General features: G+C 74.2%; 15 protein-coding genes. 9 read left to right on the top strand and 6 right to left on the bottom strand.

Going from position 1 to position 17748, the window contains the following annotated elements; all coding sequences use genetic code 11:
* Window positions 1-12: 12 nt before the first annotated feature.
* Both AC07AW_RS39225 and AC07AW_RS39220 read right to left on the bottom strand, forming a co-directional pair.
* Window positions 13-1410, bottom strand: coding sequence for an NADP-dependent succinic semialdehyde dehydrogenase (locus tag AC07AW_RS39225; protein WP_478820249.1), 1398 nt, complete (start codon window positions 1408-1410; stop codon window positions 13-15).
* Window positions 1411-1524: 114 nt separating this feature from the next.
* Window positions 1525-2184, bottom strand: coding sequence for a ThuA domain-containing protein (locus AC07AW_RS39220; protein ID WP_478820248.1), 660 nt, complete (start codon window positions 2182-2184; stop codon window positions 1525-1527).
* Window positions 2185-2320: 136 nt separating this feature from the next.
* Here AC07AW_RS39220 and AC07AW_RS39215 point away from each other — a divergent pair, with 136 nt between their 5' ends.
* Together AC07AW_RS39215 and AC07AW_RS39210 are read left to right on the top strand one after the other, a co-directional pair.
* Entirely contained in the window at window positions 2321-3136 is an 816-nt protein-coding gene (locus AC07AW_RS39215; protein ID WP_478820247.1) for a DUF3626 domain-containing protein, read from the top strand.
* Window positions 3137-3219: 83 nt separating this feature from the next.
* Window positions 3220-4026, top strand: coding sequence for a class II aldolase/adducin family protein (locus tag AC07AW_RS39210; protein ID WP_478820246.1), 807 nt, complete (start codon window positions 3220-3222; stop codon window positions 4024-4026).
* 3 nt (window positions 4027-4029) lie between these two features.
* On the opposite strand, the gene AC07AW_RS39205 is transcribed toward AC07AW_RS39210, so the two are convergent.
* Complete coding sequence (locus AC07AW_RS39205; RefSeq protein WP_478820245.1) at window positions 4030-4653, bottom strand: TetR/AcrR family transcriptional regulator; 624 nt, start codon at window positions 4651-4653, stop codon at window positions 4030-4032.
* Window positions 4654-4755: 102 nt separating this feature from the next.
* On the opposite strand from AC07AW_RS39205, the gene AC07AW_RS39200 reads away from it, so the two are divergent.
* From AC07AW_RS39200 to AC07AW_RS39180, 5 genes are all read left to right on the top strand, one after another.
* Window positions 4756-7395 (top strand): FHA domain-containing protein, encoded by a 2640-nt coding sequence (locus AC07AW_RS39200; RefSeq protein WP_478820244.1) that lies wholly within the window; start codon window positions 4756-4758, stop codon window positions 7393-7395.
* Between the two features lie 33 nt (window positions 7396-7428).
* Complete coding sequence (locus AC07AW_RS39195; RefSeq protein ID WP_478820243.1) at window positions 7429-8085, top strand: SH3 domain-containing protein; 657 nt, start codon at window positions 7429-7431, stop codon at window positions 8083-8085.
* Complete coding sequence (locus tag AC07AW_RS39190) at window positions 8082-9074, top strand: serine/threonine-protein kinase (protein WP_478820242.1); 993 nt, start codon at window positions 8082-8084, stop codon at window positions 9072-9074. The genes AC07AW_RS39195 and AC07AW_RS39190 overlap by 4 nt, the downstream gene beginning before the upstream one ends.
* Window positions 9075-9171: 97 nt before the next feature.
* The gene (locus AC07AW_RS39185; protein WP_478820241.1) at window positions 9172-11223 is read left to right on the top strand and encodes a hypothetical protein; all 2052 of its coding nucleotides are present in this window, start codon (window positions 9172-9174) and stop codon (window positions 11221-11223) included.
* Window positions 11224-11325: 102 nt separating this feature from the next.
* Entirely contained in the window at window positions 11326-12435 is a 1110-nt protein-coding gene (locus AC07AW_RS39180; RefSeq protein ID WP_478820240.1) for a hypothetical protein, read from the top strand.
* 39 nt (window positions 12436-12474) lie between these two features.
* On the opposite strand, the gene AC07AW_RS39175 is transcribed toward AC07AW_RS39180, so the two are convergent.
* On the bottom strand, window positions 12475-13839 hold the full coding sequence (locus tag AC07AW_RS39175; protein ID WP_478820239.1) for a streptophobe family protein: 1365 nt from the start codon (window positions 13837-13839) through the stop codon (window positions 12475-12477).
* A gap of 42 nt (window positions 13840-13881) precedes the next feature.
* Here AC07AW_RS39175 and AC07AW_RS39170 point away from each other — a divergent pair, with 42 nt between their 5' ends.
* Complete coding sequence (locus AC07AW_RS39170; RefSeq protein ID WP_478820238.1) at window positions 13882-15312, top strand: DUF6777 domain-containing protein; 1431 nt, start codon at window positions 13882-13884, stop codon at window positions 15310-15312.
* Between the two features lie 12 nt (window positions 15313-15324).
* On the opposite strand, the gene AC07AW_RS39165 is transcribed toward AC07AW_RS39170, so the two are convergent.
* Entirely contained in the window at window positions 15325-15912 is a 588-nt protein-coding gene (locus AC07AW_RS39165; protein WP_478820237.1) for a universal stress protein, read from the bottom strand.
* Entirely contained in the window at window positions 15909-16091 is a 183-nt protein-coding gene (locus AC07AW_RS39160) for a hypothetical protein (protein WP_478820236.1), read from the bottom strand. Before AC07AW_RS39160 ends, AC07AW_RS39165 begins: the two co-directional genes overlap by 4 nt.
* Window positions 16092-16201: 110 nt before the next feature.
* Between AC07AW_RS39160 and yczR the strand changes: the two genes are divergently transcribed.
* Window positions 16202-17671, top strand: coding sequence for a MocR-like transcription factor YczR (gene yczR, locus AC07AW_RS39155; protein ID WP_478820235.1), 1470 nt, complete (start codon window positions 16202-16204; stop codon window positions 17669-17671).
* Window positions 17672-17748 lie beyond the last annotated feature (77 nt).

Below are 17748 nucleotides of genomic sequence, written 5' to 3'. Positions count from 1 at the left end.
GCCCCCGGCGGGTCAGGCCCGCTGCCAGACCGTCGTCGGGTTGCAGAACTCGCGGATGCCGTGCCCGGAGAGCTCACGCCCGTACCCCGAGCGTTTGATCCCGCCGAAGGGCAGCGCCGGGTGCGAGGCCGTCATGCCGTTGACGAAGACACCGCCCGCCTCCAGGTCGCGGACGAAGAACGCGACGTCCTCCGCGGAGCGCGTCCACACGTTGGAACTGAGGCCGAACGGGGAGTCGTTGGCGACGGCGACGGCCTCCTCGATGTCGCTGACCGGGTACACGGTGGCGACCGGGCCGAAGGTCTCCTCCTGGTGGATCCGCATCTCCGGGGTGATGCCGGTGAGGACCGTGGGCCGGTAGTACCAGCCGTTCCGGAGCTCCGACTCCTCGGGACGGTGTCCGCCGCACAGGACGGTGGCGCCCCGTGCCACGGCGTCGTCGACGAGCACCTCCAGGTCGGCCCGGCCCTGCTCGGTGGCGAGGGGGCCGACGTCGGTGGCCTCGTCGAGGGGGTCGCCGACGGTGAGGGCGTTCATGGCGGCGGTGAAGCGCTCCGAGAAGTCGTCGTACACGTCCTGGTGGACGATGAACCGCTTGGCGGCGATGCAGGACTGCCCGTTGTTCTGCACGCGCGCGGTGACGGCGGTCTTCACGGCCCCGACGATGTCGGCGGAGGGCATGACGATGTACGGGTCGCTGCCGCCGAGCTCCAGGACGGTCTTCTTCACCTCGTCGCCGGCGACGGCGGCGACGGACCGGCCGGCCGGCTCGCTGCCCGTGAGGGTGGCGGCCACCACCCGGGGGTCCCGGAGCACGCCCTCGACCTCGCGGGATCCGATGAGGAGGGTCTGGAAGCAGCCGTCGGGATATCCGGCGCGGCGGAAGAGGTCGCCCAGGTAGAGCGCGGTCCTCGGCACGTTGGAGGCGTGTTTGAGGAGGCCGGTGTTGCCCGCCATGAGCGCGGGCGCGGCGAAGCGGATCACCTGCCAGAGCGGGAAGTTCCACGGCATCACGGCGAGGATCGGGCCGAGGGGCCGATAGTGGACCCGGGCCACGTCGGCCCCGGAGTCCTGGACGTCGCTCTCGGCCGGGTGCTCGTCGGCGAGCAGCTCCTCGGCGTGCTTGGCGTACCAGCGCATGGCCTTGGCGCACTTGCCGGCCTCCGCGCGGGAGGCGGCGATCGGCTTGCCCATCTCGGTGGTCATGGTGCGGGCGATGTCCTCGGTGTCCTCGTCGAGGAGGGTCGCTGCGGCGCGCATGAGCCGGGAGCGTTCGGCGAAGGAGGTCGTGCGGTACTGGCGGTACGCCTCGTGGGCGGCGGCGATGCGCCGCTCGACCTCCTCGGGCCCGTGGGCCTCGTACGTACGCAGCGTCTCGCCGGTCGCGGGGTTCACGGTGGCGATGCCCATGACGTGCCTCCTCCTGTCATCGGCCCCCGTCTGCAACCTTCCGCTCCCTGGGCGTCGGCGCAACAGGGGCGGGGCGGTGGGGTGACCGCCCGCCGGGCGGCCGGGGGTGCGGACTCAGGCCGTGAGCCAGGCCAGGGCGCCGGAGAGATGGGCACGGAAGGCCGGGTCGCGGTACGTCTCCGAGGCGTGCCCGAGCGCGGTGAAGAGGAAGCGCCCCCGGTCGACCTCCCGACACCAGACCAGCGGATGGTCGTCGCCGTGCGTGCCGCCCCGGTAGGTGGACTCGTCGGCACGGGCCAGGACCCGGACGCCGGCGGCCCGCGGATCGGAGGTGAAGTTGTACCACTCGTCGGTGCGGGCCCAGCGTTCCGGGAGCGGGGCGGTCGCCGGGTGGTCGTGGGCGTCGACGAGGACCAGGCCCGGCTGGATCTCGGGATGGCCGTCGAACCGGGTGCCGAGCAGCTCGCCGTAGAAGGGCCAGTCGGGTTCGGCGTTGGCGGCGGCGTGCACGGCGAGGAGCGAGCCGCCGCCCCGGAGGTACGCCTCGAAGGCGGTGCGTCCCTCGGGCGTCAGGACGTTCCCGGTGGTGGACAGCAGGACGACGGCGGCGCACCGGCCGAGCCGCTCGGGGGTGAAGACGGCCGGATCCTCGGTGATCTCGGCGGCCTTTCCGAGCTCGCGCGCCAGCTCGGCGAGGGCGGTGGCGCCGGCGGGGATGGAGTCGTGGCGGTATCCCGCCGTACGGGTGTAGACGAGGACGTCGGCGGTGGGCACGCGGTGGACTCCAGGGGCGGTACGGGACGGGGCCGGGCGGCGGTGAACGCAGGGGGAAAGCGCTTTCCCCCACGCCTCGACCGTAGCCACCGAAAACCCCGGGCCGCAACCCCCGTCGCTCCGCCACACTGCCCTGATGACACCCCTCCACGATCACGCCCGGCGGGCCCTCGCCCATGTCACCGACCGCTCCACCGGGAAACCCCTCGACCCGAGCCTGCGGGTCACTGTCAACTTCCACCCGCACTTCCTGCACCGGCTCGCGGACGACGGCGTCTACCGCTCCCAGTTCGCCACCGGCACCAGCAACGGCGGCCTGACCGCCCACCCCGGCGGGGACCGCTGGCGCTGGGAGAGCCGCATCTTCGGCGGGGCGTACGACGCGGCCCCGGCGGAGACGCGCCCGGTGTACGGCGCCCTCGACTTCCGCCGCCGCCCTTTCGGGGCCGCTCCCCGCTTCGGCTCGGCCCATCTGCGGCTCACGGCGGCCGCCCTGCACCGGGCGACCTTCTGCTATCCGGACAGCTTCCTGGAGCCGGACGACTTCGGCGTCGCGTCCCGGATGCGCCTGATCGCCCTCGCCGAGGCCGACGAGAAGGATCCGCTCGACGACTACATCGAGGCGCAGGTCCACGGCCCGCTCGTGATCGGGCGGGACGTGGAGGCACTGGTCCTGGACCCGAGCCACCGGGGTACGGAGGTGGAGGAGGAGGCGCGGCGGCTGCCGTGCGCCGTGGAGTGGCACGGGGGTTTCCGCGTCTCCGTCGACGAACTGCGGCGGCATCCCGCGTTCCGGGGGCCGGAGTACGTGGAGCTCGCGGCCCGGATCGCGGTCGACGGCCGGCTGGACGCCCGGATCGTGCAGGAGGCGGCCGGCTCGGGGCGGTACGACCTGCAGGACGTGAAGAAGGTCTGGCACTACCTGGCCCGGTTCGGAGCCCCCACCACCTGATCCGTTGTCGTATCGGATACATCTCTGTATCTTTTGGCGCGCCGTACGCCCCGCCCGTACACCCCGTTCACCGAGGAGCCGTCATGAGCACCGTGCCGCCCGCCATCGCCGCCGCCGTCGGGCCGCTGCCCGAAGGCGCGATCGTGCCGCTGCCGCCCACCTTCGACTCTGTCGAGGAGGAGCGCGCGTACCGCAAGGAACAGCTCGCCGCCGGGTTCCGGATCTTCGGGAGGTTCGGCTTCTCGGAGGGCGTCGCCGGGCACATCACCGTGCGCGATCCCGGCGACCCGAACGCCTTCTGGGTCAACCCGTTCGGCATGAGCTTCACCCAGATCAAGGCCTCGGACCTGATCCTGGTGGACCACGAGGGGAACGTCCTCGAAGGGCGGAGGCCGGTGAACCGGGCCGCGTTCGTCATCCACTCGCGGGTGCACGCGGCCCGCCCCGACGCGGTCGCCGCCGCGCACTCGCACTCCCTGCACGGCAAGGCCTTCTCCAGCCTCGGCATCCCGCTCGACCCGATCACCCAGGACGCCTGCGCGTTCTTCGAGGACCACGGGATCTACGACGACTACCGGGGCGTCGTGAACGAGACCGAGGAGGGCGAGCGGGTCGCCAAGGCCCTCGGCGACTTCAAGGCGGTCATCCTCAAGAACCACGGGCTGCTCACGGTCGGCCACTCCGTCGCCGAGGCCGTGTGGTGGTTCGTCACCATGGAGCGCTCCTGCCAGGCGCAGCTCCTGGCGATGGCGGCGGGCACCCCGCAGCTCATCGACCGTGAGACGGCCCTGCTCACCCGGGGGCAGATCGGCGGGCATCTGGCCGGCTGGTTCCAGGCGCGCCCGCTGTGGGATCAGATCACCGCGTCCGACCCCGACCTCTTCGACTGACCCTCAGCCGGCGTTCCCGGGGATCTCGCGCGTCGTCGCCTCCAGGAGCGGGGCGAGGAACTGCCGTTCCAGGGTGCCGGGCGGGAGCTCGGCCGGCTCCACGTAGCTCTGCGCGAGTCCGCCCTCGCGCAGGGCGATGAGGAGGCGGGCGAACCGGTCGGCCTCCACGGTCAGTTCGCGTCCCGCCCGACGCAGCACCAGAGTGAGGCCGCGGGCGATCTCGGCCCGCAGCCGCTCGTCGTGGCGCGCGAGCACCCAGGCGGCCTGGGGGTCGCGGATGGCGTGCAGGGTGAACTCGGTGGTGACGAGGTACCACTCCCGCTCGTCCGGTTCGACGCGGGCGGCGAGCTCCGCGAGCCGGGTCAGGGTGTACTCCTCGGGGGTCAGCGCGTCGATGGACTCGGCGAGGCGCCGTACCGTCCGCTCGCTGTGCTCGTCGAAGAGGGCGAGGAAGAGCTCTTCCTTGCTCGCGAAGTTCGAGTAGTACGCGCCCCGCGTGTAGCCGGCGCGCTCGCAGATCTGCTCGATGGTCGTCGCGTGGAAGCCGTGCTCGGCGAAGGTCTCCAGGGCTGCCTTCAGGAGCGCCGCGCGCGTGCGGGGCCGTCGCCTGGTGACACCTTTCGGCACGGGTTCCTTCTCCTTCGTCGGGGCCGCTCGCGCGGCGGACGCCCACCCTACCGGCGTCCTCATCCCGGGCGGCGATCAGCACCGGCGGATAAAATTCAACGCATGGCAGAGCGGCCCGTCGTGCCCGCGGCGCCCGATCTGGTCCTCGAGATCGACGGGGACGCGACGCTCATGAACCCGAGCCGCGTCTATCGCATCGGGCGCGACCCCAACAGCGACATCGTGCTCGCGGACGCCCGGGCGTCCTGGCACCATGCGGTGCTCAGCGCCGCCGGCGGCCACTGGACCCTGGCGGACGAGGGCAGTACGAACGGCACCTTCGCGGACGGTCTGCGGGTGGCCCGGCCGCGGGAGGTCGGTCCGGGGACGGTCGTACGGTTCGGGCATCCGGACGACGGGCCGCGAGCGGTCCTCCTGACCGGCGCCCCGGCCCGGCCGGCGGAACCCCGTGCCGTACCGGAGCCCCCTCCCGAGTTCCGGGCGCAGCCCGTACCGGAGCCCCCTCCCGAGTTCCCGCCGGAGCCCGTACCGGAGCCCTGGCCCGTGCCGGAGCCGGAGGCCGCGCCTCTGCTGCCGCCCCCGCCGCCGCCGGAGGCCGTACGGGACCTGCCGCCGGAAGCCGCGCCGGCGCCCCTGCGGGAGCCCGCCCCCGAGGCCCCGCCGCTGCCCCTGCCCGAGCCTTCCGCGGTGAGCCTCGGCCGGCCCGTGACACCGCGGCCCCCCTCCGTCGAGCATCCGGCCGCGACCGGCACCTTCCGGCAGCCGACCTCCGTGCGGCCGCTGCCCACCCACAGCATCCGGATCGGGCGCGCGCCCGACAACGACGTGGTCGTCGCCGACCTGGTGGTCTCCCGGCGGCACGCCGAGCTCCGTGCCCAGCCCGACGGCACGTACTGGATCCACGACCTCGGCAGCCACAACGGCACCTTCCTCAACGGCGCTCCCATCGTGGACGCCCGGGTGACGGCGGAGGACATCGTCGGCATCGGCCGGGCCGCGTTCTGCCTGATCGGCGGGCAGCTCGTCGAGTTCACCGACACCGGCGAGGTCTCCCTCGACGTCCGCTCGCTCGCGGTGACCGTCGACCACGGGCGCAAGACCCTCCTCGACGAGGTGTCGTTCCCGGTGGGCCAGAAATGCCTGCTCGCGGTCGTCGGCCCCTCCGGCGCGGGGAAGTCGACGCTCCTGGGCGCGCTCACCGGTCAGCGCCCGGCCGACCGGGGCACGGTGCTCTACGACGGCCGCGACCTGTACCGGGACTACGCCGAGCTGCGCCAGCGCATCGGGCTGGTCCCGCAGGACGACATCCTGCACCTCCAGCTCACCGTCCGCCGGGCCCTCGGGTACGCCGCCGAACTCCGCTTCCCCGAGGACACCGTGTCGGCCGAGCGACGCGCGCGCGTGGACGAGGTGATCCGGGAGCTCGGGCTCGTGGAGCGCGCCGAGCAGCCGATCCACAGCCTCTCCGGCGGCCAGCGCAAGCGGGTGAGCGTCGCCCTCGAACTGCTCACGAAGCCCTCCCTGCTCTTCCTCGACGAACCGACCTCCGGGCTCGACCCGGGCATGGACCGCTCCGTGATGCACATGCTGCGGGGGCTCGCCGACGACGGCCGCACGGTCGTCGTGGTCACCCACAGCGTGCTCAGCCTCGACGTGTGCGACCGGCTGCTCGTGCTCGCGCCGGGCGGCCGGGTCGCGTACTACGGCCCGCCCGCGGACACCCTCGGTTTCTTCGGCTTCGAGCAGTGGCCGGAGGCCTTCGAGGCCTTCGAGAACGACCGGGACCGCGACTGGGCCGAGCAGTACCGGTCCTCCCGCTTCCACCGCCGGTACATCGCGGACCCGATGGCCCAGCCCGACGTCCCCGCGCCCGCCCCCGGGCCCGCGGACGGCCGGGCGGCCGTGGAGCCCGGACCGCCGCCGAAGGCGCAGAGCTGGGGCTCCCAGCTGCGGACGCTCGTCCGCCGGTACGCGGCGGCGCTCTCCGCCGACCGGACCTTCCTCGCCATCATGATCGCCCTGCCGTTCGTGATGGGCGCGATGGCCCGGGCCCTGTCCGAGGGGAGTCTCAACCCCGAGTCGACGATGAACGTGCTGCTCATCCTCTGTGTGGGTGGCGTCCTGACGGGCGCGGCGAACGCCGTGCGCGAACTGGTCAAGGAGCGCACGATCTACCGGCGCGAGAGAGCCGTCGGCCTCTCCCGCTCCGCCTACCTCGCCTCCAAGGTGGTGGTGCTGGGTCTGATCACGGTCGTGCAGGCGGTGGTCCTGACCCTGGTGGCCCTGATCGGCGTACCGCTGAACGTGCCCGGCGGCAAGGGCGTCCTGATGCCGCCGCTCGTGGAGATCACCCTCGCGGTGGCGCTCCTCGCCTTCACGGCGATGATGCTGGGCCTGCTGGTCTCGGCGCTCGTCCGCAAGGAGGAGGTGACGATGCCGCTGCTCGTCCTCCTCGCGATCGTGCAGGTGGTGTTCTGCGGGGCGCTCCTCAAGGTGCGCGGCACGCCCGTCCTGGAACAGCTGGCCTGGCTCGTGCCCTCCCGGTGGGCGTTCGCGGCGATGGGTGCGACGATCGACATCGGGAAGATCGCGCCGAGCGAGAAGACCGCCGATCCGCTGATGCGGCACACGGCGGAGGCCTGGTTGTTCGACATGGGCATGATGGTGGTGCTCTGTCTCGTCCTCGGGCTGGCCGTGGCGCGGCTGCTGCGCCGCCACGAGCCGGTCGTCATGCGGAGGTAGGCCGGTGAGCGTCCTTCTGGTGGAGGTGAGGCCGTGAGCGTCCCCGTGCCCGAGTACGTGCCGGACTTCCGGCCCACCCATGTGGTGCCGCGCTCCGGGCTGCCCGCCTGGGAGGAGCCCGATCCGGGGCTGCCCACGGCGCCGCTCGACGCCTTCCTGCCGGTACGGCTCGTGGACCGGACCGGCGACTGGGGACGGGTGCTGTGCTCCAACGGCTGGACGGCGTGGGTCGACGCGCGCCTCCTGGTGAGCGTGCCGGACGACCCTCCGGCGGCGGGCCGCCCCCTCACCAGGACCGCCGATCCCCGGCCGCTCATCGCCCGCGCCGAGGACGCGCTGGGCCGCTACCGGCGGGCGGCGGAGGAGCTGGGCGCGGGCCGGCTCGACGGCGAGGGCTTCCGGCTGCGGACCCGCGGCCTGCGGGTCGGCATGGTCGTCGACGGCGAGTCGGTGTGGCTGTACGACGCGGAGCACGAGCGCTGGGTGTACTGCGACGGGGTCGGGCTCAGTACGTACGCGGCGTCGGCCGCGCCCTCCGCCGAAGCCGCGCAGCCGGCCGAGGAGCCCGAGGCGGCGCCCCCCGGCTACGAGCCGACACAGGTCGTGCCCCAGGTGGATCCGGCGAAGGCGGCCGGGCCCCCGCCGACGCAGGTCGTGGGGCCCGCGGGACCGGCCGGTGACGAGCGATGACCGTCGGCGGAGCGCACGGGAACCCGGAGATCCCTGCGGGCCGGGCCTCGGGGCTGATCGGCAAGGAGATCGCGGGCTACCGCGTGGAGGGCGAGATCGGGCGCGGCGGCATGGCCGTCGTGTACCGGGCACGGGACCTGCGCCTCGACCGGACGGTGGCGCTGAAGCTGCTGGCGCCCGAGCTGGCCCGCAACGACACCTTCCGCAAGCGCTTCGCGCACGAGTCGAGGGTCGCCGCCTCGATCGACCACCCGCACATCGTGCCGGTCTTCGAGGCGGGCGAGACGGAGGGCGTGCTGTACATCGCCATGCGGTACGTGGCGGGGCAGGACCTGGTGGCCCTGCTCGACCGCGAGGGGCCGCTGCCGCCGGTGAAGGCGGGCCGGATCGCGGTGCAGGTGGCCTCGGCCCTGGACGCGGCGCACGCGCACGACCTGGTGCACCGGGACGTGAAGCCCGGGAACATCCTGGTCGCGGAGGGCACCGACGGCGACCACCCGGAGCATGTGTACCTGACCGACTTCGGGCTGACGAAGAAGTCGCTGTCCCTGACGGGTTTCACGACGGTGGGCGAGTTCGTCGGGACCCTGGACTACGTGGCGCCCGAGCAGATCTCCGGCAAGCCGGTGGACGGCCGGTGCGACGTCTACAGCCTGGCGTGCGTGGTCTTCGAGACCCTGACGGGGGCGCCGCCGTTCCGCCGCGACACCGACTGGGCGGTGCTGTGGGCGCAGCAGTACGATCCGCCGCCCCCGCTCTCCGAGGTGCGGCCGGGGCTGCCCGCGGCGGCGGACGCGGTGTTCGCCAGGGCGCTGGCGAAGACGCCGGACGAGCGGTACGGGACCTGCCTGGAGTTCGTCGCCGCGCTGCGCGCCGCCCTGGCCGACGCGGGCGGCGGCGATCCGGTGGTGCCTCGGGAGCCGCAGCGGCTCGGTGCGCCGCCCGCTCCGCCGGCGTGGGCGCGGCCGGTCTTCCGGGAGTTCGACTAACGCTGTTCGTGGGGGTGTCGGTGGCGTGTGCGAGGGTGATCGGTGGGGGTGTCGTTCCAGGCGCCACGCAGGCCTGCACGTCCAGGGGGAGCACCACATGGCCGGTCGTCGCGCGCGTTCGGACCTCGACGGCGTCAAGGCATGGTGGCGGACGCTCGGCGGTGACGGCTTCGTGGTCCTTCCGCCGCCGACCCGGGGCCGGTACACCCAGAGCGACGGGCACGAGGACGCCGCCGAGCTGATCGGGGCCCGGGGGCTCGGTGACGGGACGTCGTTCGCGTACTGGCACTGGCAGGCCCATCAGGCCTTCGACCGGTCGGGGGCCCTGACGCGGGAGCTGATGCTGTACTGGGGCGGCGACCACGCGGCCGTCGCCGCCGGGCTCGGCGCGGGGCCGGCCGGGTTCCGCGTCGTCGACGGCGGACCGCAGGGGGCCTTCCGGCTCGACCGGCTTTCGGATCGGGACGAGGCGGGGCTGCCCGACCCTGCGGACCCCGTCGGGGTGCGGCAGTTCCTCGACGGGCTCGACGAGCCGCTGGACCGCACCGTGCACCCCTTCCACCACCGCCCGCTGACGGCGGCCGAGGCAGGGTGGCTGCACGAGCGGCTGCGGGACCCCGTGGAACTGCCGGACGCGGCCCGGTTCGTGACCTCCCTCGAACGCCGCGACGGGCTCTCCTACGAGGAGACGGCGCGGCTCTCGCTCGCCTGGCGCGCGACGTACGAAGGGCGGCTCGCCGAGTGGGACGGCTGGCGGGCGCTGCTCCACGCGCTGCTGCGCCACGACCTCGCCGAGGCCTGGGACGCGGTCGCCGGACTCGGGACCCGGGCGGCCGAGGTGGTGCGTGAGGTGCCGTCCGAGCGGGGGCTCGCCGTGCTGCGGGAGTTCGCGCTCGCCGGCGACCGCGCGGCGGTCGGCGCCTGGCTCGCGGTCCACCGGGCGGTCCGCGAACCCGACGCGGTCCTGGCGGCGGCCGCGCTCGCCGCGGACCTGGACGCGCACGAGCCGACGGAGGCGTCGCTGCGGGGTCTGTCCTGGGCGCTCTCCACGGCCGTCACTGCCGACCGGCGGCGGGAGTCGGGGGTCGACCACCGGGCGGGCCGGTCCTTCGCCGCGCTGTCGGCGGTGCGTTTCTCCACCGACGAGCGTCTGCCGCGCGCCCTGCGCGTGCTCGCCGCCGACGAGGCACGCGACCAGGTCGCCCACGTACGGGAAGAGGCCCTCCGGCTCGGCCCCGCCTACGCCGACGTCACCGGCGTCGACGCGGCGGACGCGCTGGCCGCCGCCGACCGCTACGACGCCGTCCGCGACGAACTGCTCGCGGGCACGGGCCCCGACCTGACCGCCTACGAGGGCTCGCTGTGCGACGTCCACGACCGGTACCGGACGCTCACCGAGGCCGACGTCCACTGGCTGCGGGCGCGGGTGGCCGACCCCGGCACCGGCATGCAGGGCCTCGGCTTCTGCCTGGAGCTGCTGTACGCCCACGGCTCGGCCGGCGCGGCGGAGGTCGAGGCACTGCTGCCGCGCTGGAGGAAGGAGCTCACCAAGCGGTACCGGACCACGTACACGGAATGGCGCCACCCGCTCGTCACCCTCACCTGTCTGGCCCTCGACCTGGGACACCCGGTCGCCGGGGACCTGCTGGCCTGGTGGGCCGGGCCACGGCCGCTGTGGAAGGACGAACTCCGGCCGCTCACCCATCTGGGCGCCCCGGACGAGTCCAAGGCGGCCGAACTGTGGGACGTCGTCACGTCCGGCGCCCACGACGTCGGACAGCTCCTCACCTGGGTCCTGGTGCGCGCCCGGCTCGACGGCGAGTCCCCGCTCCTCGTGGCCGACCGCCTGCTGCGCACACGGGCCCTCCCCGCGCATGTCGAGCGGCGACTGCTCCTCGCGGCGGTGGACCCCGCGCAGCCGCTGTGGCACTACTCCTTCGACTCGATGCGCCGCGGCTGGTGGCAGCGCGCGGTGGAGGTGGCGGATCATCCGGGGCTCTCCGCCGAGGCCCGTGCGATCGGCCTGCGGGCGGCCCGGGAGCACGATCTGATCCGCCGTCCGGACCAGGTGCGCCCCACGCCGACCGAGGCCGAGCGGACGGCGGCCCGCGCCTGGCTCGACGAGCACCCGGAGGCCGACGGGCCCTGACCGCGGCCCAACGGTGGCCGAGAGGGCCCGACCGCCCTGACCTCGCCTTATCGTTGGCCTGAACTATTGCGGAGAGTGATCGACTCCGGGATGATCCCCGCCGTGACCATCCTCCTCGCCGTCGTATTCGGCGTGTTCCTGATCGTGCTCTACCGCCTCTTCGTCTCCCCCCGCCGTGCCGCCGGCTGGGCCGGAGAGCAGTTCGTGGCCTCCGCCTACGGCCTGCCGCCCCGCGAGGTGCTCGACCCGCGACGCCCCGGCCCTCCCCCGCCGCCCCACCGGACCGAGGAGCGGCAGTCGGTGGCCGACGCCGCGTGGGAAGGGGACTGGCGGTCCGCCGAGCGGTACGTCGCGGCGGCCGGCGAGGACTGGGACGAGCGCTGGGCACGGCTGGAGCTCCTGCAGCAGGTCGCTCAGGAGGACGACGCCTGGCTCGGCGCGTGGCGCGCCGCCGAGCCGGGGAACTGCGACGCGGCCACCCTCCACGCGAGCCTCATGGTCCACCGGGCCTGGGAGATCCGGGGCGGCGGGTACGCCCACGAGGTCTGGCCCGCAGACATGAGACACTTCCGCGCCATGCTGCCGGCCGCGATCAAGCAGGCGCGGCAGGCGGCGCTGCTCGACCCCGCGAACCCAGGCCCCTGGGTCGTCATGATCACGGCAGCACGCGGAGCCCAGTACAGCCACGACGAGTTCGAGCCGCTCTGGGAAGAACTCGTCGCCCGGGCGCCCCACCACTACGAAGGGCACTGGCAGGCCCTCCAGTACTGGTGCGCCAAGTGGTTCGGCAGCGACCGGGAGATGCTGCGGTTCGCCCGCCAGGCGGTCCACAAGGCCCCACCCGGCAGCCCGCTCGCGGGAATCTACCTGCACGCGCTGAACGAACTGGCCGACGGGCCCTCCTTCGTGCTGTCCGTCACGCCGATGACGAGGAGCATGCTGAAGCGGGTCGCCGCCTCGTTCGACGGGGTCGCGCCCGACGACGAGCGCCTGCCGGTCCTGCGCCACCTGCTGGCGCACTACATGCTCAGGGCGATGCTGTACGGGCCGGCCCTGGAGCAGTTCCGCCTGATCGGACCGTGGTGCGGCGCCCAGCCCTGGCGGAAGAACGAAAACCCGGTCCTGGCCTTCGAAGCGGCCCGCGGCACGGCAGCGAAGCTCTCCCGCACCCGCCCCACCACGACGCCACAGGTCTACGGGATGGGCCGCTAGCCAGGGCGGCCTGTCCGACCGTTCCCGTCGGATCAGGTCCTAGTCGACGACCTCGCCCTTGCGGCGGACCCGGGAGGCGAGGAGGCCGCCGAGGAATCCGAGCACCAGGCCCCAGAGCAGCGCGAAGCCCGTCGTCTTCCAGACGTCCGGGCGGAGCACCACCTCGCCGCCGAGCGAGGCGAGGTCGCCGATGCCGAGGACCGAGAGGCCGAAGCGGGCCTCGACCAGGGTGAGCGGTGCGGCGACCAGCATGGTGAGCGCGAAGGCGATGCCCAGGTGCAGGGAGTGCTTCCAGAGCGAGATCCGGGCCGGGGAGCGGACGGCCGCCAGGAAGGCCGCCGCGAGCACCAGGACGGCGGCCACGGGCAGCAGCCACCACGCGCGTGCGTCCTGCGCGGCGAGCGAGGACAGGTCGACGGTGGAGAGGTCCGGGCTGTCGCCCTTGCCCCGCAGGACGGCGTCGAGGATCTGCGGCATGGGCAGACCGAAGGGTCCTTCCGCCTTGCCCTGCCAAGAGCCGCCGATGCCCACACCGAGCGCGAGCCAGGTGATGTTGGGAAGGCCGAGCAGGAGCACGGCGAGGGTTTCGGCGGTGTGGCCCTTGGTCGCCGCGACGACGATCCCGATGACCAGTCCCACGACGACGTACGCGAGCAGCAGCAGGAGCATCGCGAAGGCCGCGGGCCGCACGGGTTCCTGGTAGCGGACGAGCCGGGGCGGCAGCGGGGTCCTGCGGGACACGAGCAGGGCGATGACGAGCACGCCGAGGATCCACAGGAGCCCGTAGAAGAGCGTGGGACCGACGTCGGTGCGGAAGCCGACGGTCGGGTTCGTGGCGTCCAGGAGCTCGCCGAAGATGTCCATGAGGGACCCTTCGGAGGTGCCACCGCCGAGGGTGAGCGGGAAGTCGTGGCGGGCGAGCGCCGAGAGGCCCCCGAGCGCGGCCAGCCAGAGCACGACGACGCTCACCGCGCGGAGCAGGAGCGCACGGGTGCTGGTCACCGCGTGGTGCCGCAGCGGGCGCAGGAAGCAGTAGCCGGTGACCAGCGCACCCACCAGGGTGACGGTGAGCGGCATGGCGGTCAGTTCGGCCTGGGTGCCGGCGAGGGCGCCCGCGTCGCCGGAGAGTTCGATCTTGCCGCCCGAGGCCATGACCACGACCGCGGCGAGGACGGCGGTGAAGCCGCCGGGCAGGTCGGCGGCCCCGGCGGCCCAGAGCCCGAGCCCGGCGACGACGCCCATCGCGACGAACCCTGCGACCACGGCGGCCAGGGCCTGGAGGGCGACGCGGGTGTAGGGCCCGGTCGGGGTCGCGGGTGACCGCGAGGAGGTGGGGAGCCGACTGCTCGTCACCCGGCCCACGCTAGTACCGGGGGCGGTGCTCCGCTTGCGGACGGGCACCATTCGGCGCACACAATGGGCGCGGAACGGAAGAAAGGGAAAAAAGTGACGTCCCACCCGCCGTCCGGCCCTCCGTCGGTTCCCCCCGCAGGTCCCCCCTCGGGCCCCCTCTCGGGTCCGAGCACACGCCCGGGAAGCGCCGGTCCCCCACCACCGCCCGGACCGCCCCACGGCGGTTCGGGGGGCGGCGGTTCGTCGGGCGGCGGCTCCGGACCGGGCGGCGAGGAGCCGAGCGGTGACGGGAAGGGCGGCGGCGGTCCCTGGTGGCGCTCCGTCCCGAAGGTCGCCTCGGTCACCGCCGTCCTCGTCGCGGCCGCGGCGCTCGCCGTCGTCCTCACCAACCGCCCCGACGGCAACAGCGGCACGACGGGTTCCGGCGGCGGTGAGGTCTTCCTGCAGAACGCCGCCGCGACCGGCCCCGACCCCTTCACCCGGTCGACGGCAAGCACCGGCGGCGGCTCCGCCCCGCCGGCCTCGCTGCCGCCCCGTACCGCCACGGCCGTACCCGAGGTGTCCGGGTCGACGCCCGGCCTGTACGGCGGGACGAAGTCGGTGTCGAGCTGCGACGTCGAGCAGCAGGTCCGCTACCTCTCCGGCGCGCCGGCGAAGAACGCGGCCTTCGCCGACGTCGTCGGGATCTCGCCGGACGACGTGCCCGGCTATCTCCGCTCCCTGACCCCGCTCCAGCTCCGGGTCGACACCCGGGTGACGAACCACGGCTTCCGCAACGGCGCGGCCACCACCTACCAGGCGGTGCTCCAGGCCGGGACGGCCGTCATGGTGGACGGCCACGGGGTGCCCCGGGTGCGCTGCGCCTGCGGCAATCCGCTGTCCGTCCCCGTGGCGCAGAAGGCGCCGCGCACGACCGGCACGCCGTGGCAGGGGTACAGCTCCCAGCAGGTCGTCGTGGTGGCGCCCTCCGTGACGGTCGTGAACATCTTCGTGGTGTACGACCCCGAGGACGACGGCTGGTTCGCGCGGCTGCACGGGGACACCGGCGAGCACGACAAGCCGACCCCGCCGCCTCCCCCGCCGCCCAGCGTCTCCCCGTCCACCCTCGTATCGCCCTCGCCGTCCAGCTCGTCCCCGTCGGTGTCGCCGTCGTCGCCGGTGCCGTGCGTGACGGTGACGGGCACGGAGACCCCGACACCGAGCAACGGGATCACTCCGTCGCCGTGCCCCTCGACGCTCTCCCCCTCGGCGTCGACGTCCTCGCCGGAGTCTCCGTCCGACTCCTCCGGCCCCACGGACTCCTCGCCGTCGACGGAGTCGTCGGGCCCGGAGTCGGGGCCCGCGTCGGGCGGTTCGGCCGATGTCGCGAGCGGGCAGGCGGACCGGCAGAACCAGTCGGCGGCCTCGCTCTCCCCGTCGGGATCCAAGGTGCCGTCGGGTTCGACGTCGGCGTCGGCGTCGCGTTCCCACTCGGGTTCGGCTTCCGCTCCCGCCCCCGGACCCGGATCCGCTCCCGTCGTGTGAGGCCTCGGGCCGTCAGTTCCCGGTCCTCCGACCGGGACGCGCGGACGGCGCCCGCCCCCGTACCTCCGTACCGGTCCGTTCCTCCGGTACGGAGGTACGGGCGTTCCGCCGCAGGACGCGGGCCTCGCCGGGGAACAGGACCGGACCCGGCACGGTCAGCACCGACCCGGCCGCACGGCGCAGGACCGCGCGCAGCACCGGCCGCCGGCGGAACGGGGCGAACCGGCCCCGCCCCGGGGCCGAGCCGAGGACCAGCAGATCCCCCGGACGGTCGGCCATCGCACACAGCGAGGAAGCGGGGGGACCCCGGACCACCCGGCCCTCGAAGGCGAGGCCCGCGGGGACGCCGCCGAGACCGTCGACGAGCGCGTCCTCCAGGCGCCGCCGGGCGTCGTCGCCCCACATCCGCGCCCAGGCCCGGTCGGGCATCCGGGCGAACAACGCCTCCCCCTCCGGGGGCTCCCAGACCAGCACCGCGAGAAGCGGCTTGTCCGCACGGCGGGCGAGGGCGGCCGCGTACCGGAGGGCGGCGAGCGAGGCGAGCGAGCCGGTCACCCCGACGACGACCCGGCCACCACCCTGCGGGAACGGGCCGCTCATGCCGGTTCGCAGGCGTGGGCGCGAGGCGTCGGCGTCGCGGCGCCGTGCTCCACGCGGGTGCGTGCCGCCCGGCGGCGCAGGGCCCGGAACCAGGTTCCGATCGGCAGGGGGCGGGCCGCCCGCTCCTCGGCGCGCAGCTGCCACATCCGCTCGTCACGGTCGGTGAAGTGTCCGGACATCGGTCGTCTCCTTCCCTGAAGAACATCTGAAGAACGTGGCCACCAGGCCACTGGGAAGGAGTCTGTAACCTTATTGGCCCGGACAGCAGAGCCAATAAGGAGTGATTGGCATGGCAGTGGCACGCGTGGTCCATACAGCGGACCGAACCCTGACGGGCCGCCAGCTCGCCTCGCTCCTCACCCCGCCTCCGGAGGGCCGGTTCGGGTACCGGGAGCTCGCGCGGGCCGTGCGGGAGGCGCTGCTCGACGGCCGGGTGGCGCTGCGCCTGCGGCTCCCGGCCGAGCGGGAGCTCGCCGCGGTCCTCCTGGTGAGCCGGACCACCGTGACCGGGGCGTACGACCTGCTCCGGGAGAGCGGGTACGCGCACAGCCGGCGCGGCGCCGGCACGTGGACCGCACTGCCGGACGGACAGGCGCCCACCGTGCTCGGCGCCTTCCAGGACGACGCGGGCGCCACGATCGACCTCGCCCTCGCCGCGCCGCACGCTCCGGAGGAAGAGCTGTCCGCAGCCCTCGCGGCGGCGGCCGCCGAGCTGCCCCGCTACGCCGGCGCGCAGGGCTACCACCCGTACGGGCTGCCCACGCTGCGCTCGGCGATCGCCGAGCGCTACACGGCCCGCGGCCTGCCGACCCTCCCGGACCAGATCCTCGTCACCACCGGCGCGCAGCAGGCCGTCTCGCTGGTGCTCACGCTGCTCGGCCGGGCCGGCGACCGGGTGCTCGCCGAGAACCCCTCGTACCCCAACGCCCTCGACGCGATGCGCGGGCGCATGCTCCGCGTCACGCCCGTGCCGGTGACCGAGACCGGCTGGGACAGCGGGCTCGTCGACGCCGCGCTCCGGCAGACCGCGCCACGACTGGCCTATCTGATCCCGGACTTCCACAACCCGACCGGGCGGCTCATGCCGGCGGAGCAGCGCCGGGAGCTCGCCCGGTCCGCGCGTGCCACCGGGACCTGGCTGGTGGTCGACGAGACGCTGACGGACATCGCCCTGGACGTGCCCGCGCCGCTGCCGTTCGCGGCGGCGGCCGGCGGGGGCGACGGCGAACAGATCGTCTCCGTCGGCTCACTGAGCAAGAGCTGCTGGGGCGGACTGCGGGTCGGCTGGGTGCGGGCCGCGTCCCGGGTCGTGACCGAGCTGGCCCGGGTCCGGATCACCGCCGACCTGTCCGGTTCCGTACTCGACCAGCTGGTGGCCGTCGCCCTGCTCGACCGCCTGGACGTGATCGTGCCCCGGCGGCTCGACGAGCTGCGGCAGCGCCGGACCGCGCTGACCGACGCCCTCACCCGCCATGTGCCGGAGTGGCGGTGGACGGAACCGCCGGGCGGGATGTGTCTCTGGATCGACCTGGGCCGGCCGGTCGCGTCCTCCCTCGCCTCCCGGGCCCTGCGGCACGGGGTACGGGTGGAGGGCGGCGCCCGGTTCGGCGTGGACCCGGGCACGCACGAGCACCGGCTGCGGATCCCGTTCACACTGCCCGTGGAGGTGTACGAGCCGGCGGCGGAGCGGCTCGCGGCGGCCCTGGACGGCGCCCCGGGGAACTTCGCCGACCCGGCCCAGCCGGACTGGGTGGCCTGAGGGCATCGGTGGGGCGAGCGGGGGGCCGGTGGGGCGACTGGGGGCCGGGTGGGGCGAGCGGGCCCGTGGGGCTCATA

This window comes from Streptomyces sp. NPDC044003, from assembly GCF_056435185.1.
Note: the sequence above shows the minus strand (reverse complement) of the source record. Positions and strands in the feature narration are given on the sequence as shown.

Excerpts from the sequence above, each read along its gene's own strand:
- AC07AW_RS39215 (WP_478820247.1), top strand. The coding sequence starts at position 2,321 with ATGACACCCCTCCACGATCACGCCCGGCGGGCCCTCGCCCATGTCACC.
- AC07AW_RS39175 (WP_478820239.1), bottom strand. The coding sequence starts at position 13,839 with ATGGTGCCCGTCCGCAAGCGGAGCACCGCCCCCGGTACTAGCGTGGGC.
- AC07AW_RS39185 (WP_478820241.1), top strand. The coding sequence starts at position 9,172 with ATGGCCGGTCGTCGCGCGCGTTCGGACCTCGACGGCGTCAAGGCATGG.
- AC07AW_RS39200 (WP_478820244.1), top strand. The coding sequence starts at position 4,756 with ATGGCAGAGCGGCCCGTCGTGCCCGCGGCGCCCGATCTGGTCCTCGAG.
- yczR (WP_478820235.1), top strand. The coding sequence starts at position 16,202 with ATGGCAGTGGCACGCGTGGTCCATACAGCGGACCGAACCCTGACGGGC.
- AC07AW_RS39165 (WP_478820237.1), bottom strand. The coding sequence starts at position 15,912 with ATGAGCGGCCCGTTCCCGCAGGGTGGTGGCCGGGTCGTCGTCGGGGTG.
- AC07AW_RS39190 (WP_478820242.1), top strand. The coding sequence starts at position 8,082 with ATGACCGTCGGCGGAGCGCACGGGAACCCGGAGATCCCTGCGGGCCGG.
- AC07AW_RS39160 (WP_478820236.1), bottom strand. The coding sequence starts at position 16,091 with ATGTCCGGACACTTCACCGACCGTGACGAGCGGATGTGGCAGCTGCGC.
- AC07AW_RS39225 (WP_478820249.1), bottom strand. The coding sequence starts at position 1,410 with ATGGGCATCGCCACCGTGAACCCCGCGACCGGCGAGACGCTGCGTACG.
- AC07AW_RS39210 (WP_478820246.1), top strand. The coding sequence starts at position 3,220 with ATGAGCACCGTGCCGCCCGCCATCGCCGCCGCCGTCGGGCCGCTGCCC.